The organism is Streptomyces avidinii (genome assembly GCF_045161815.1).
Taxonomy (GTDB): domain Bacteria; phylum Actinomycetota; class Actinomycetes; order Streptomycetales; family Streptomycetaceae; genus Streptomyces; species Streptomyces avidinii.
Genome location: NZ_CP108863.1, coordinates 2,798,647 through 2,813,291 on the forward strand (window position 1 = coordinate 2,798,647; position 14,645 = coordinate 2,813,291).

Here is a 14,645-nt window from a genome sequence, read left to right on the forward strand (position 1 = left end):
CACGGGCACAGCCCAACCGAACGTGCATGTGAGTGAGGTCCAGCCGTGCCCCTGCCCTTCCTGACGGCCGACGGCGTATCCGATGTGGATGACGACGGCGACGGCGACGAGATCCTGGCCCATGCCGACCAGGACCGGTGGCGTCGGCCCTACCGGCCCGGACCCTGGCGCGTGGGGATCGGCGCGGTGCTGCTCCTGCTGTCGGCCTTCATGCTGCTGGCCACGATGATCGTCGCCTTCGCGGGCGGCTGGGGCGGAGCGGTGGTCTGCCTGGTCGCCGCCCTCGCGGTCGTCGGTTCGGCCGTGCAGACCCTGCGCGTGGGCGTGTGGGTGAGCCCCGCGGGGCTGCGCCGGGTGGGCTTCTTCGTGACCCGCACCCTCCCGTGGAGCCAGGTCGGCGAGCTCCGTACGGTGCAGCAGCCGGTGCGCTGGCTCGGACTGCCGAGGACCGTACAGGGCCAGGCGCTGACGATGTCCGCGCAGGGCGAGGCGGAGCCGCCGGTGCTGCTCACCGACCACGACGCCGATTTCCTGTCGCGGCCCGAGGCCTTCGACCGGGCCGCAGACATGGTCGGGGCCTGGGCCGACGAGCACCGGCCCGTGGCCGCCTGAGCGGCCTGAACCGCCCGCGGAAGCCCGTACGGGGATCAGACCTGTACGGGCTTCTTGTCGTGCAGGGCGATCGCCCGCTGCATCGCCTTGCGCGCCCGCGGGGTGTCCCGGGCGTCGTGGTAGGCGACGGCGAGCCGGAACCAGCTGCGCCAGTCCCCCGGCGCGTCCTCGGTCTCGGCCTTGCGGCGCGCGAAGACCTCGTCAGCGGAGTCCCGCAGGATCCGCCCGTACGTGTCCCGCTCCAGCTCGTCTACGGGCAGTCCGCCCTCGGCCTCCAGCTCGGTCGCGAGGTGATTGGCCCGCGTGACGAACCGCGTGTTCTGCCAGAGGAACCAGACCCCGATGACCGGCAGGATCAGCACGGCCACCCCGAAGGTGACCGTGAGCAGGGTTCCGTGCTGGATCAGCATCAGGCCCCGGCTGCCGGCCAGGACGAAGTAGACCACCAGGACAGCGGCCGTGAGGAAGTACGTGATCTTCGCGCGCATCGTGAAATCAGTCCGGTCAGCCCAGGTCGAGGAAGTGTTCCAGGCCGAAGGTGAGGCCCGGGGTCTGCGTCACTCGGCGCGTGCCGAGCAGGATGCCCGGCATGAAGCTGCTGTGGTGCAGGGAATCGTGACGGATGGTCAGGGTCTCGCCCTCGCCGCCGAGGAGTACCTCCTGGTGGGCCAGCAGGCCGCGCAGGCGGACGGCGTGCACCGGGACGCCGTCGACGTCGGCACCGCGCGCCCCGTCGAGGGCGGTGGCGGTGGCGTCGGGCTGGGCGCCGAGGCCGGCCTCGGCGCGGGCGGCCGCGATGAGCTGCGCCGTACGGGTCGCCGTACCGGAGGGGGCGTCGACCTTGTTCGGGTGGTGCAGCTCGATGACCTCGACGGACTCGAAGTATCGGGCGGCCTGGGCGGCGAACTTCATGGTGAGGACGGCGCCGATGGAGAAGTTCGGGGCGATGAGCACACCGGTCTCCGGCGAGCCGGCGAGCCAGGTGTTCAGCTGGGCGAGGCGGTCCTCGGTCCAGCCGGTGGTGCCGACCACGCCGTGGATGCCGTGGCGGATGAGGAAGTCCAGGTTCCCCATCACCGATGCCGGGGTGGTCAGCTCGACCGCGACCTGGGCGCCGGCGTCGGCCAGCGTCTCCAGCTTGTCGCCGCGGCCGAGCGCCGCGACCAGTTCCATGTCCTCGGCGGCCTCGATCGCCTTGACCGCCTCGGCGCCGATCCGGCCCTTGGCTCCGAGGACCGCCACGCGCAGCTTGCTCATGTTGCTTCCTTACTTGCCGTACGGAACTAGGCGACCGCTTCGTCGAGACGGGCGGCCTGCTTCTCCTTCAGCGGGCCGATCACCGCGAGCGAGGGCCGCTGGGCGAGTACATCCTGTGCCACCGAGCGGACGTCGTCCGGGGTCACGGCGGCGATCCGGGCCAGCATGTCGTCGACCGACATCTGGTCGCCCCAGCACAGCTCGCTCTTGCCGATGCGGTTCATGATCGCGCCGGTGTCCTCCAGGCCGAGGACGGTGGATCCGGAGAGCTGGCCGATGGCCCGCTTGATCTCGTCGTCGGCCAGGCCTTCGGCCGCGACCTTGTCGAGCTCGTCGCGGCAGATCCGCAGCACGTCGTGCACCTGATTGGGCCGGCAGCCCGCGTACACGCCGAAGAGGCCGGTGTCGGCGAAGCCCGAGGTGTACGAGTACACGCTGTAGGCGAGGCCGCGCTTCTCCCGGACCTCCTGGAAGAGGCGCGAGGACATGCCGCCGCCGAGGGCGGTGTTCAGTACGCCCAGCGCCCAGCGGCGCTCGTCGGTACGGGCGAGACCCGGCATGCCGAGGACCACGTGGGCCTGCTCGGTCTTGCGTCCCACCAGGTCGACGCGGCCGGCGGTGCGGATGCGCTTGGTGCCGGTGCGCGGGCCGATCGGTTCGGCGTCGGTGCGGGTCAGCGCGCCGGCCTTCTCGAAGGCGGCGCGGACCTGGCGTACGACCTTGTTGTGGTCGACGTTGCCGGCGGCGGCCACGACCAGGTGCGTCGGGTCGTAGTGCTTCTTGTAGAAGCGGCGGATCCGGTCGGCGCCGAGGGCGTTGATCGTGTCGACGGTGCCGAGGACCGGGCGCCCGAGGGGGGTGTCCCCGTACATGGTCTGCGCGAACAGGTCGTGCACCACGTCGCCCGGGTCGTCCTCGGTCATCGCGATCTCTTCGAGGATGACTCCGCGCTCGGCGACGACGTCCTCCTCGCGGATCAGCGAGCCGGTGAGCATGTCGCAGACCACGTCGATGGCCAGCGGCAGGTCGGTGTCGAGCACCCGGGCGTAGTAGCAGGTGTACTCCTTCGCCGTGAAGGCGTTCATCTCGCCGCCGACCGCGTCGATCGCGGAGGAGATGTCGAGGGCGCTGCGCTGGTGCGTGCCCTTGAAGAGGAGGTGCTCCAGGTAGTGCGTGGCGCCGTTCAGCGTGGGCGTCTCGTCACGGGAGCCGACGTGCGCCCAGATGCCGAAGGTGGCGGAGCGGACGGAGGGCAGCGTCTCGGTGACGACGCGCAGTCCGCCGGGCAGGACGGTGCGCCGGACGGTGCCGATGCCGTTCTGGCCCTTGAGGAGAGTTTGGGTACGGGCGACGGCCCGCCCCTCCGAAGAGGGGCGGGCCGTCACACGGGAACTACGCGACATCACTTGTCGGAGTCGTCCTTGTCAGCGTCGTCGCCGGCGGCCTCGCCGTCGATCACGGGGATCAGGGAGAGCTTGCCGCGCTGGTCGATCTCGGCGATCTCCACCTGGACCTTGGTGCCGACCGCGAGCACGTCCTCGACGTTCTCCACGCGCTTGCCACCGGCGAGCTTGCGGATCTGCGAGATGTGCAGCAGGCCGTCCTTGCCGGGCATCAGGGAGACGAAGGCACCGAAGGTGGTGGTCTTGACGACCGTACCCAGGTAGCGCTCGCCGACCTCCGGCATGGTCGGGTTGGCGATCGAGTTGATCGTGGCGCGGGCGGCCTCGGCGGCCGGGCCGTCGGAGGCACCGATGTAGATGGTGCCGTCGTCCTCGATCGTGATCTCGGCGCCGGTGTCCTCCTGGATCTGGTTGATCATCTTGCCCTTGGGGCCGATGACCTCACCGATCTTGTCCACCGGGATCTTGACGGTGATGATCCGCGGGGCGAACGGGGACATCGCGTCCGGCGTGTCGATCGCTTCCATCATCACGTCGAGGATGTGGAGGCGGGCGTCGCGGGCCTGCTTGAGGGCCGCGGCCAGGACGGAGGCCGGGATGCCGTCCAGCTTGGTGTCGAGCTGGAGGGCGGTGACGAACTCCTTGGTGCCGGCGACCTTGAAGTCCATGTCGCCGAAGGCGTCCTCCGCACCGAGGATGTCGGTGAGGGCGACGTAGTGCGTCTTGCCGTCGATCTCCTGGGAGATCAGACCCATGGCGATACCGGCGACGGGGGCCTTGAGGGGCACACCGGCGTTCAGCAGCGACATGGTGGAGGCGCAGACCGAGCCCATGGACGTCGAACCGTTGGAGCCGAGGGCCTCGGACACCTGACGGATCGCGTAGGGGAACTCCTCGCGGGTCGGGAGGACCGGCACGATCGCGCGCTCGGCGAGCGCGCCGTGGCCGATCTCGCGGCGCTTCGGCGAACCGACGCGGCCGGTCTCACCGACGGAGTACGGCGGGAAGTTGTAGTTGTGCATGTAGCGCTTGCGGGTCACCGGGGAGAGGGTGTCCAGCTGCTGCTCCATGCGGAGCATGTTGAGGGTGGTGACGCCCAGGATCTGGGTCTCGCCACGCTCGAACAGCGCCGAGCCGTGCACGCGCGGGATGGCCTCGACCTCGGCGGCGAGGGTACGGATGTCCGTGAGCCCACGGCCGTCGATACGGACCTTGTCCTTGATGACGCGCTCGCGCACCAGGGCCTTGGTCAGGCTGCGGTAGGCGGCGGAGATCTCCTTCTCGCGACCCTCGAAGGCCGGGAGGAGCTTCTCGGCGGCGATCTCCTTGACGCGGTCCAGCTCGGCCTCGCGGTCCTGCTTGCCCGCGATGGTCAGCGCCTGGGAGAGGTCACCCTTGACGGCGGCCGCGAGGGCCTCGTACACGTCGTCCTGGTAGTCCAGGAAGACCGGGAACTCGCCCTCGGGCTTCGCGGCCTTGGCGGCCAGGTCGGCCTGGGCCTTGCAGAGGACCTTGATGAAGGGCTTCGCGGCGTCGAGGCCGGAGGCCACGATCTCCTCGGTCGGCGCCTGGGCGCCGCCCTTGACCAGGGCGATGGTCTTCTCGGTGGCCTCGGCCTCGACCATCATGATCGCGACGTCGCCGTCCTCGAGGACGCGGCCCGCGACGACCATGTCGAAGACGGCGTCCTCGAGCTCGGTGTGCGTCGGGAACGCCACCCACTGGCCGCGGATCAGCGCGACGCGGACGCCGCCGATCGGGCCGGAGAAGGGCAGGCCGGCCAGCTGGGTCGACGCGGAGGCGGCGTTGATCGCCACGACGTCGTACAGGTGGTCGGGGTTGAGCGCCATGATCGTCGCGACGACCTGGATCTCGTTGCGCAGGCCCTTCTTGAAGGACGGGCGCAGCGGGCGGTCGATCAGGCGGCAGGTGAGGATCGCGTCCTCGGAGGGCCGGCCCTCACGACGGAAGAAGGAGCCGGGGATCTTGCCGGCCGCGTACTGCCGCTCCTCGACGTCCACCGTCAGGGGGAAGAAGTCGAGCTGGTCCTTGGGCTTCTTCGACGCGGTGGTGGCGGACAGCACCATCGTGTCGTCGTCCAGGTAGGCAACGGCGGAGCCGGCGGCCTGGCGGGCCAGGCGGCCCGTCTCGAAGCGGATGGTGCGGGTGCCGAAGGAACCGTTGTCAATGACGGCCTCGGCGTAGTGGGTCTCGTTCTCCACTAGCGTTTTCTCCATTTTCGTCGTCTCCGTCCGCCGCCCGTGTGGCGGTGGACGGTTGCGGAGAAGCGCTCCTGGCGTGCGGGCCGGTCTTCGATCGAAGCATCCGGTTCGTTGCCCCCCTGGGGCATTCCGGGTGCCACTACCGAGGACCGGCGGCGTGGGAGGGCGCTCCTCCTCTTCAGTTGTGCGCGTCTTCCTCAGACGCGCACGTGCGTCCGTTCCAGACTACAAAGGGTCCGGTCCCGTGCGCACGTACAGCAAAGGGAGCGGCCCCCTGATGTGGGAACCGCTCCCTTCACGGCGTGTTACTTGGCGCCGGCCGCACCGCGGCGGATGCCGAGGCGCTCGACCAGCGTACGGAAGCGCTGGATGTCCTTCTTGGCCAGGTACTGCAGCAGGCGGCGACGCTGGCCGACCAGGATCAGCAGACCACGACGGGAGTGGTGGTCGTGCTTGTGCGTCTTGAGGTGCTCGGTCAGGTCCGAGATGCGGCGGGAGAGCATCGCAACCTGGACCTCGGGGGAGCCGGTGTCGCCCTCCTTGGCACCGAACTCGGTGATGATCTGCTTCTTCGTAGCGGCGTCGAGCGGCACGCGTACTCCTCGTTTTAGGTCTTCGTTGCCACCGAGTGCCCCAGGTCTGAGTCTCTGGGGAGCTTCCGTTACTCGGGAGGCGGGGTCCGCTGAGCGCAGTCCACAGACCCTTGGGACAGGATCCGGGGGACGCGTACACAAACGGCCGTCACACAGCGTACCAGGCTGCCGGGACGCGACGTCTCAGCTGGTGAGAGCGCGGGCCCGGGAGTAAACGTCCAGCACAGCCAGGGTAAGGGGCACGAGGCTGAGCAGGACCGCCGCCTCGGTGAGGTCGAGCAGCCTTCCCCAGAAGGGTGACAGGCCCTTGCGGGGGATGACAAGTGCAATTCCCGCGAGGAGGGCCGCGCCGGCGGCGACGGCGGCGGTCAGCCAGATGGTACGGAGGTCCAGGCCGCTGCGGTCCTGCTCCAGCAGGAGGGCTTCGAGCAGGTCGGTCGGCGGGTGCAGGGCCATGCCCAGGATCAGCAGCGCGACGGCGGCGAGGCCCGCGGCCAGGGCGCAGACCACCTGGGAGGTGTAGCGGAAGAGGCGGGCGCGCAGCAGCATGGCGAGGCCGGTGGCCAGGGCCAGCAGGCGGCCCCAGGTGTTGTCGGAGAAGCCGAGGACGGCGGCGGCTCCGACGGCGACGGCGGCGCAGCCGCCGACCAGGCCGAGGAGCATCTCGTGGCCGCGGCGGGCCTGGGCGGCGATGGCTTCGGCGTCGAGCGGGGTGCCCTGCTCGTTCTGCTCCGCGCCGGACTGGTCACCGTACGGCTCGGACTCGTAGCGGTCCGGGGTCTCCGCGTAGTCGGTGTACTCGTCCGTGGCGCTCTGCGGGGCCGCGTAGCCGATGGGCAGGCGGGCGAAGCGGGCGGAGAGGCCGGGGAGGAAGGCGACGAGGCCGATGGCCACGGGGGCGCAGACGGCGGCGGTGTAGGTGGCGGAGGCCTCGGTGGCGATGGCCACGAAGGTGGCGATCGTTCCGGTGGCCGCGACGAAGGTGGCCGCGACGAAGGGGGCGTCTCCGCTGGGGGTGAGCGCGACCAGGGCCACGGAGGCGATCAGGGCGCAGACGCAGCCGAGCAGGAACTGGAGGCGGCCGGGGCCCTGGCCGACGGCCGGGGCGATGATCCCGGAGCCGGCGATCATCAGGTGCGGGAGGGCGCTCAGCCCGAGCGCGACGGCGGAGAGGCGGTCGCGGTAGACACGGGCACGCACCCCGGCGACGGCAGTGAGCAGGACGCCGACGGCGCCCGCGATGATCCCGGGCAGGCCGTGCATGTCGTGGCGCAGCGGGTCGGCGTACCAGAGGACGAAGCCCAGCATGACGAGCAGCAGTGCGGCGCCGGCCAGGCCCGCGCCGCGCAGCATGTCGTCGCTCCAGCGGTGCCGGTCGCGGACCACGGCGGAGGCGACGGCGTCGGACACGTCGTCGAACACGGCGGGCGGCAGGGACTCGGCGAAGGGGCGCAGGCTCAGCACCTCGCCGTCGAGGACCTGCTGGGCGGCGAGCGTGCGGGCGCCGTCGAGGACAGTGCCGGAACGGCGTACGAGGTGGAAGCCGGTGGGGGCGCCGACGGGCTGGGTCTGGCCGGTGAGGCGCAGCAGCTCGGGGTAGACGTCGGCGACGGCGATGTCCTCGGGAAGGGCGACGTCTATACGACTGTCGGGGGCCACGACGGTGACCCTGCAGAAACCCGTCGTTGCGGCCGTACTCACCTGTGTGACCCCCCTGGTTGGTGCCCGCACCGGCGGACGATTCGCGGATGCGCATGCTGCGCGCGCCACCCTACCGGGCTTATGACCGACTGTCGGCAAGTAGGATCACCGTCGCGTGGGGGAGACCCCCTTCGCGCCCGGGACTTGGGGGCGCCGGTTGCGACGTCCCGTCCGTTTTCGAGGGATTGATGCTCCGGTGAGCCAGATCGTCGTCAAACGCCCGCCGCGGTCCCTGCCGCCCGAGGTTCCCGCGGAGGAGCTGCGGCTGGAGGCTCCGCCCGAACTCCCGCGCGGGCAGCAGGAGGGCATGCTGATGCAGCTCCTGCCGATGCTCGGCATGGGCTCCTCCGTCGTCTTCTTCTTCATGCCGGGCGCGGCTCCGTTCATGCGCATCATGGGTGTGCTGATGCTGGTGTCGACGGTGGCCATGGTCGTCGCGCAGCTGGTGCGGCACCGGCGCGGTACGCAGGGGCAAATGGCCGATGTGCGCCGGGACTACCTCAAATATCTTGCGCAGACGCGTCGTCAGGTACGCAGGACCGCGCGGGCGCAGCGCGACGCGCAGCTGTATCTGCACCCGGCCCCCGAACAGTTGTGGTCCGTGGTGGCGGAGGGCTCGCGGCTGTGGGAGCGGCGGGTCGGCGACCAGGACTTCGGGCAGGCCCGGCTCGGGCTGGGTGCGCAGCGCCTGGCGACCGCGCTGGTGGCCCCGGAGACCGCGCCGGTGGACGAGCTGGAGCCGCTGACCGCGGGCGCGATGCAGCGCTTCCTGAAGGTGCACTCCTCGCTGGACGGGCTGCCGATGGCGCTGTCGATCCGCGCCTTCTACCACGTGACGGTGTCCGGGGAGCCGGAGTCGGCGCGCAGTTCCGCCCGGGCGATGGTGGCGCAGCTGGCGACGCTGCACTCCCCCGAGGACCTGATGGTGGCCGTGGTGGCCGCGCCGGGTGCGGTGCCCGCGTGGGACTGGACGAAGTGGCTGCCGCACACGCAGGTGCCGGGTCAGGTCGACGGGGCCGGTACGAAGCGGCTGTTCGGGGACCACCTCGCCGAGCTGGAGGGGCTGCTGGCGGCGCGGCTGGAGGGGCGGCCGCGGTTCAGCCGGGAGGTCTCGCCGGTGCTGGACCAGCCGCACCTGGTGGTCGTGCTCGACGGCGGGATGGTGCCGCCGGACTCGGTGTTCGCGGCGGCCGAGGGGTTGCAGGGCGTGACCATCGTGGAGGTGGTCGCGGGTGAGCTGGACGAGCCGCGCGGCGGGCTCTCCGTCGTGGTGCGGCCGGGCCGGCTGCGGCTGGAGTCGGGCGCCGGGGTCGCGTACGAGGGTGTGCCGGACACCCTGTCGCTGCCCGCGGCGGAGGCTCTCGCCCGGCAGTTGGCGCCGATGCGCACGGGCGGCGGGGACGACGACGAGCCGCTGCTCGCCAACCTGGACTTCACCGACCTGCTGAACCTGGGCGACGCGGCCGCGGTCGATGTCGCGCGGACCTGGCGGCCGCGGTCGGCCGGCGAGCGGCTGCGCGTGCCGATCGGTGTCGGCGAGGACGGTGCCCCGGTCATGCTGGACCTGAAGGAGGCCGCGCAGGAGGGCATGGGCCCGCACGGCCTGTGCGTGGGTGCGACGGGCTCCGGAAAGTCGGAGCTGCTGCGCACGCTGGTGCTGGGTCTGGCGGTGACGCACACCTCGGAGACCCTGAACTTCGTGCTCGCCGACTTCAAGGGCGGTGCGACCTTCACGGGCATGGGGCAGATGCCGCACGTGGCGGCGGTCATCACCAACCTGGCGGACGACCTCACGCTCGTGGACCGCATGGGCGACTCGATCCGCGGTGAGCTGCAGCGGCGTCAGGAGCTGCTGCGTTCGGCGGGCAACTACGCGAACATCCACGACTACGAGAAGGCCCGCGCGGCCGGGGCCCCGCTGGAGCCGCTGGCCTCGCTGGTGCTGGTCATCGACGAGTTCAGCGAGCTGCTGACGGCGAAGCCGGACTTCATCGACATGTTCATCCAGATCGGCCGCATCGGCCGTTCGCTGGGTGTGCACCTGCTGCTGGCCTCGCAGCGCCTGGAGGAGGGCAAGCTGCGCGGGCTGGACACGTACCTGTCGTACCGGATCGGTCTGCGGACCTTCTCGGCCGCGGAGTCCCGGACCGCGATCGGCGTGCCGGACGCCTACCACCTGCCGTCGGTGCCCGGTTCGGGCTACCTGAAGTTCGGTACGGACGAGATGACCCGCTTCAAGGCGGCGTACGTCTCTGGCACCTACCGCTCGGGCGGGCCGGATCTGTCGGTGGGGCAGTTCCCGGTGGAGCGGCGGCCCGCGCTGTTCACGGCGACCCCGGTGCCGGTGGTGTACGCGGCCCCGGACCCGGCGTACCTGGCGGCGCAGTCGTCGCGCGAGGACGACGCGCTCGCGGACACCGTGCTGGACGTGATCGTGAGCCGGCTGGAGGGTCAGGGGGTGCCGGCGCACCAGGTGTGGCTGCCGCCGCTCGACCAGGCGCCGCCGCTGGACCAGTTGCTGCCGACGCTGGCGCCGAGCGCGGAGCGCGGCCTGCACGCGGAGGGGTACACGCGGCCCGGTGGGCTCGTCGTGCCGCTCGGTCTCATCGACAAGCCGTTCGAGCAGCGGCGCGAGGTGCTGTACCGGGACTTCTCGGGTGCGGCGGGCCACATGATGGTGGTCGGCGGTCCGCAGTCGGGCAAGTCGACGCTGATGCGGACGCTGATCTCCGCGTTCGCGCTCACGCACACGCCGCGCGAGGTGCAGTTCTACGGGCTCGACTTCGGCGGTGGCAGCCTGTCGGCGGTCGCCGAGCTGCCGCACGTGGGCGGGATCGCCTCGCGCCTGGACCCGGAGCGGGTACGGCGTACGGTCGCGGAGGTCGGGGGCATCCTCAACCGCCGTGAGGAGTTCTTCCGCTCGAACAACATCGACTCGATCGGTACGTACCGGCGCCGGCGGGCGGCGGGCGACCTTCCGCACGAGCCGTTCGGCGACGTGTTCCTGATCGTCGACGGCTGGGGCAACTTCCGCGGCGAGTACGACGGCCTGGACGAGGTCGTCACGGACATCGCCGCCCGCGGTCTGGGCTACGGCATCCATGTGGTGATCACCGCGGCGCGGTACATGGAGGTCCGTGCCGCGCTCAAGGACCAGATGCTGGGCCGGCTGGAGCTGCGGCTCGGCGACACCATGGACTCCGAGTTCGACCGGAAGGTCGCGGCGAACGTCCCCCAGGGGATGCCGGGGCGCGGTCAGGTGCCCGAGAAGCTGCACTTCCTGGGGGCACTCCCCCGGGTCGACGGCTCCCACGACGCCGGGAACCTGTCGGAGGCGACGGCGGCTTTCGTGGACGCCGTGAAGCAGAACTGGGCGGGGCAGTCGGCTCCGGGCGTACGGCTGCTGCCGCGGCTGCTCCACTCCGATCAGCTGCCCAAGGGCGGGGAGTTCCCCGACCGCGGTATCGCGATCGGCATCGACGAGACGGCTCTGGAGCCGGTGTTCATCGACTTCGACACCGACCCCTTCCTCCTCGTGTTCGGTGAGAGCGAGTCGGGCAAGACGAACCTGCTGCGGCTCATCGCGAAGCAGATCGCGGAGCGGTACACGCCGGACCAGGCGCGGCTGGTCGTGGGCGACTACCGGCGGACCCTGCTCGGGGCGCTGCCGGAGGAGCACCTGCTGGAGTACGCGCCGATGGCGAACTCCCTGCAGATGCACATGGAGGCGCTGGGCGGGGTCTTCTCGCGGCGGCAGCCGCCCCCCGACGTCACTCCGCAGCAGCTGCGCGACCGCAGCTGGTGGACGGGCCCGGACGTGTTCATCATCATCGACGACTTCGACCTGGTGGCGACGAGCCAGGGCAACCCGCTGGCGCCGCTGGTGGAGTACCTGCCGTTCGCCCGGGACACGGGTGTCCGCTTCATCATCGCGCGCAGCTCGGCGGGCGCCTCCCGCTCGATGTACGAGTCGTTCATGCAAAGGATCAAGGAGCTGGGCGCTCAGGGCATCGTCCTGTCAGGCGATCCGGCCGAGGGCGACCTGGTCGGTACGGTGCGGCCGCGGCCGATGCCGCCGGGCCGGGCCTACTTCGCCTCGCGCAGGCGGGGGACGTCACTGGTCCAGCTCGGCCGGATGCCGGGCGCCGTGTGAGTCCCCGCCCGGTGGCCGGCCGCGGAGCCGGCCACCGGGCCCGGTCCACCGGGCCTGAGCTCGGGCATCGGGCGGAAAACCGTCCCGGCCGGCGGCGCAGCCCCGATAATCGGCGGGGAAGACCGCACCACCGAGGGAAAGGCCGCTCATGGGCACCCAGCAGGAGAAGGACGAGCTGTACGCGCTCGACATCAGCGGTGTGGAGTGGGAAGGGCCGCCGGGGACCAGCCCGGACGAGGAGCGGGTCGAGATCGCCCGGCTCCCGGAAGGGGCGGTCGCGATGCGGTCCTCGCTGGACCGGGAGACGGTACTGCGCTACACCGCGGCCGAGTGGGAGGCGTTCGTACTCGGCGCCAGGGACGGCGAGTTCGACCTGGACCGCCACGAGCCCTGAGCGGGCGGCAGGATACGCCGAAGGGGCGCGCCCGGTACGGGCGCGCCCCTTCGGCTTCGCGGGACCGGGGTACCTGCCCGACTCAGTAGGCCTCGGTGAAGAGGGTCGAGGCCCGCTTGTCGGTGGCGCGGTAGTCGTCCTTGCCGCGCTCGATGAGCTTGGCGACCTTCTCCAGCTCCGTCTGCATGGTGTGGGCCTTGCTCTTGTACTTGCCCTGGAGGGTGACGTACTCGCGGTGCGCCTCACCGTCCCAGGTGTCGGTGACGACCTTCAGGGCCTGTTCCATCTGCTCCAGGTCCTTGATGATGTTCCCGGAGACGATCCGGATGCGGTCCGCCATCTGCTGGACGGACTCATACCGGACCCGGGTACCGTCGTTCGCCGTCATGCTCTTCTCCTTCTCGCTGTGACCGACTGAAAAGCGGCGCTGTCAGATGCCGTCGAGGCCCGAACGGGGGCCGTTGCCGGACTGCGACGGCTGGACGGCGTTCTTGAACGCGGCACGCACCTCGTCGTCCTGGGCGTTGCTGAGGTTCTTCGTCTGGGCCACGGCGTTGTGCAGGACGCCGAGCAGCCGACGGATCTCGTCGTGGCTGTCGTTGAGCGTCGACTGGGCCGTGATGAAGCCCGAGGCGCCCACACCTGTCCAGCCGGCGCTCACGGTGGCGATGATGTCGGCCAGCTCGCGGGCCTGCTTGGTGACGGCGGTGCCCGTCTCCTCGATCTTGTTCTTCGCCTGGACGACCGGATCGTCTGCAAGTCCGAAGGTGTTCGTGCTCATCGAAGCTCCTCACTTCTCAATTCGCCGGCAGAACCGGCGGATTGCGCAGCGGAGCGGACGTGCCTGGCGCGGTCGTGAGCCACGCGCCCCGGGTTGTCCCCCTCCGCTTCACGCGATCCCCCGATCACACTCGTGAAGCCTGGTGTCACTCTAGCCAGTTCATCGCCCAGCCCCAACACCGGTAGGGGGCTTCCGTAGATGAACTGTGACCGTTCACTGCAAACGGCGTCGGCGGTTGCGGGAGTCCCGGACGACCGTCGCGGTACCCGCGATGACGGCGATCAGGACGGCGCCGATGCCGAGAGCGTACGTGCCGAACCTCTCCTCGCGCTCCTGGGCCGTCTCGGTGAGCCGGAGCGCCGCCGCCTCGGGGGCCGTCGCCGGGGGCGGGCCGGGGTCCGGAACCGGGGCCTTCGGGGCCTGCTGGTCGTGGGAGAGCGCGCGCACCGGGTCGACGACTCCCCAACCGACGTAGTCGTCACGGCCTTTGACCGTGCGCTCCGCGGTGTTCTGGATTTGCCAGACGATCTGCTGCGCGGACCAGTCCGCGTGCTTGGCGCGCAGCAGGGCGGCGACGCCGGCGACGTACGGCGCGGAGAAGCTGGTGCCGTTGTCGATGCACTGGCCGAAGCCGGGGACGGTGGAGACCATGTCGACGCCGGGCGCCGCCACCCCGATGAAGTCACCGGGCTGGGAGAACACGGCCCGCTCGTTGTTGCGGTCCGAGGCGCCCACGGCGAGCACTCCGGGGAAGGCCGCCGGGTAGGTACGGCGCTTCTCGCCGGTCGTGCCGTCGTTGCCCGCCGAGGCCACCACCACGATGTTGGCGGCGACGGCCTTCTGGACCGCCTTGCCGAGCTCGGAGTCGGCGGAGAGCTGGGCGTCGGTGTCCTGGGAGATGTTGATCACCTGGGCGCCCTTGGCCACGGCATGGTCGATGGCCTGGGCCAGGGACAGTGCGTTGCCCTTGCCCTGGCCGTCGTTCTGCCGGATCGGGATGATCGTGGCGTCCGGGGCCAGACCGACGAAGCCGGTGCCCTCCTGGGGGCGCGCCGCGATCAGCCCGGCGACCTTGGTGCCGTGGCCGATGGTGTCGGTCGTGCCGTCGCCGCCCTTGGGGTCGACGAAGTCCTTGCCGGCGCCGGTGTCGATGGCCGCGCTGAGCTGCGGGTTCGCCCGGTCCACGCCGGTGTCGATGACCGCGACGCGGACGCCGGCGCCGTTCTTGCCCTTGCCCTTGGTCTGGGCCCAGAGCTCGTCGAGCAGGAGCCGCTGGAGCGCCCAGGGGCGGTCGGCGATCTGCTTCTTCATCGGGAAGGTGCACTCCCCCGCGCCGTCGAGGCGCAGCGCGTACGGGGACTGCGCGTACGGGGACTGCGCGTACGGGGACTGCGCGTACGGGGGCTGCGGCGCGGGAGCGGCCGCGGCGGCCTCGGCGGCTCCCGCGCCGCCGGAGGCCAGGGTGAGGGCGAAGGCGGCGACCAGGAGTGCCCGCCGGGACGCGTGGGTGTGGGTCATCGGCGGCTTCC

At 71.0% G+C, this 14,645-nt stretch carries 12 protein-coding genes; 3 read left to right on the top strand and 9 right to left on the bottom strand.

Annotated features, from left to right (window positions below; genetic code table 11):
• Positions 1–45: 45 nt before the first annotated feature.
• Entirely contained in the window at positions 46–612 is a 567-nt protein-coding gene (locus OG373_RS12000) for a PH domain-containing protein (protein ID WP_397737038.1), read from the top strand.
• A gap of 35 nt (positions 613–647) precedes the next feature.
• On the opposite strand, the gene OG373_RS12005 is transcribed toward OG373_RS12000, so the two are convergent.
• From OG373_RS12005 to eccD, 6 genes are all read right to left on the bottom strand, one after another.
• Positions 648–1,100: a hypothetical protein gene (locus tag OG373_RS12005; protein ID WP_397737040.1), complete on the bottom strand. Its 453-nt coding sequence runs from the start codon at positions 1,098–1,100 to the stop codon at positions 648–650.
• 16 nt (positions 1,101–1,116) lie between these two features.
• Positions 1,117–1,869 (bottom strand): 4-hydroxy-tetrahydrodipicolinate reductase, encoded by a 753-nt coding sequence (gene dapB, locus OG373_RS12010; protein WP_189973218.1) that lies wholly within the window; start codon positions 1,867–1,869, stop codon positions 1,117–1,119.
• A 26-nt stretch (positions 1,870–1,895) separates the two neighbouring features.
• Complete coding sequence (locus tag OG373_RS12015) at positions 1,896–3,275, bottom strand: pitrilysin family protein (protein ID WP_189973219.1); 1,380 nt, start codon at positions 3,273–3,275, stop codon at positions 1,896–1,898.
• Positions 3,272–5,494, bottom strand: a complete 2,223-nt coding sequence (locus OG373_RS12020; RefSeq protein ID WP_405444028.1) for a polyribonucleotide nucleotidyltransferase — start codon at positions 5,492–5,494, stop codon at positions 3,272–3,274. Before OG373_RS12020 ends, OG373_RS12015 begins: the two co-directional genes overlap by 4 nt.
• A gap of 305 nt (positions 5,495–5,799) precedes the next feature.
• The gene (gene rpsO, locus OG373_RS12025) at positions 5,800–6,087 is read right to left on the bottom strand and encodes a 30S ribosomal protein S15 (RefSeq protein WP_030011220.1); all 288 of its coding nucleotides are present in this window, start codon (positions 6,085–6,087) and stop codon (positions 5,800–5,802) included.
• Between the two features lie 183 nt (positions 6,088–6,270).
• A complete protein-coding gene (gene eccD, locus OG373_RS12030) occupies positions 6,271–7,788 on the bottom strand; it encodes a type VII secretion integral membrane protein EccD (protein ID WP_405438073.1) in 1,518 nt (505 codons plus the stop codon).
• 196 nt (positions 7,789–7,984) lie between these two features.
• On the opposite strand from eccD, the gene eccCa reads away from it, so the two are divergent.
• The gene (eccCa, locus tag OG373_RS12035) at positions 7,985–11,941 is read left to right on the top strand and encodes a type VII secretion protein EccCa (protein ID WP_405438075.1); all 3,957 of its coding nucleotides are present in this window, start codon (positions 7,985–7,987) and stop codon (positions 11,939–11,941) included.
• A 148-nt stretch (positions 11,942–12,089) separates the two neighbouring features.
• The gene (locus OG373_RS12040) at positions 12,090–12,335 is read left to right on the top strand and encodes a DUF397 domain-containing protein (protein WP_397737051.1); all 246 of its coding nucleotides are present in this window, start codon (positions 12,090–12,092) and stop codon (positions 12,333–12,335) included.
• An 82-nt stretch (positions 12,336–12,417) separates the two neighbouring features.
• Here OG373_RS12040 and OG373_RS12045 read toward each other — a convergent pair whose 3' ends face one another.
• The 3 genes from OG373_RS12045 to mycP all read right to left on the bottom strand — a co-directional run bounded on the left by OG373_RS12045 (position 12,418) and on the right by mycP (position 14,634).
• Positions 12,418–12,723, bottom strand: coding sequence for a WXG100 family type VII secretion target (locus tag OG373_RS12045; protein WP_397737053.1), 306 nt, complete (start codon positions 12,721–12,723; stop codon positions 12,418–12,420).
• Positions 12,724–12,765: 42 nt separating this feature from the next.
• A complete protein-coding gene (locus OG373_RS12050; protein WP_189973224.1) occupies positions 12,766–13,116 on the bottom strand; it encodes a hypothetical protein in 351 nt (116 codons plus the stop codon).
• A 213-nt stretch (positions 13,117–13,329) separates the two neighbouring features.
• A complete protein-coding gene (gene mycP / locus OG373_RS12055; protein ID WP_405438077.1) occupies positions 13,330–14,634 on the bottom strand; it encodes a type VII secretion-associated serine protease mycosin in 1,305 nt (434 codons plus the stop codon).
• Positions 14,635–14,645 lie beyond the last annotated feature (11 nt).